1 protein-coding gene is annotated in these 793 nt (G+C 49.8%); it reads right to left on the bottom strand.

Features of this window, described 5'->3' with window-relative positions; genetic code table 11:
• Positions 1-788: metal ABC transporter permease (locus PGX78_RS08905; RefSeq protein ID WP_270446603.1), on the bottom strand; the 788-nt coding region annotated here is incomplete at its 3' end.
• Positions 789-793: the final 5 nt, after the last annotated feature.

The raw sequence follows: 793 nt of genomic DNA, 5'->3' as shown, positions 1-793 counted from the left end.
GGCGAAAAAAGGAGGCTGATGAATACAATCGTTGATAAGCAGACGATAATTGCCGGACCTGTAGGCAGTTTGGTAACAGAGGCACTCCATATCACACCGCCGATGCCCGAGAGTGCGCCGAAGAAGCCGGCCAGTGTAATCATAGTGCCTAATTTGTCGGTCCATTGTCGGGCTGCCGCCGCAGGGGCAATCAGTAGAGAGCTTATGAGAACGGCTCCTACGGTTTGAATACCGATGATTACGGTTAAAAGAAGCATGCCGCGATATAGGACAGTTACTGCCGTAACGGGTATTTGTAAGGTGCGGGCGTATTCTTCATCAAAGGATGTCAGCTTGAGTTCCTTCCAAAAAATAAGTACAAGCAGGATTATCAGTACGGCCGCGGCCGAAGTCAAATAGACATCTTTTATCATCATAGAGGCGGCCTGGCCGAAAATAAACTTTGTAAGACCTGCTTGAGAGGCGTTGTCAAGGCTTTGGATATAGGTAAGTAAGACCATACCGAAGCCGAAGAATGAAGATAAGAGAGTTGCCAGGATTGCGTCGAATTTTATTTTTGTGTAACGCACGGTCAAGGCGATGAGCCAGGATGTTATAAGTGACGACACGGCAGCACCGGTCAACAGCCATACCGTATCTTTCGTACCGCTCCATAAGAAAGCCAGAGCAATGCCGGGAAGGGCTGCATGAGAGAGGCCGTCGCCGATAAGACTTTCTTTGCGTAAGACGGCGAAGGTGCCGATAATGCCGGCCGTCAAGCCGAGTAGTGCCGCGCCGACGATAATGATCCAAA

This window comes from Megasphaera sp. AF13-6AC (genome assembly GCF_027685385.1).
Taxonomy (GTDB): Bacteria; Bacillota; Negativicutes; order Veillonellales; family Megasphaeraceae; genus Megasphaera; species Megasphaera micronuciformis.
The sequence above is the reverse complement of the archived record's forward strand: the minus strand, read 5'-3'. Positions and strand labels throughout refer to the sequence as shown.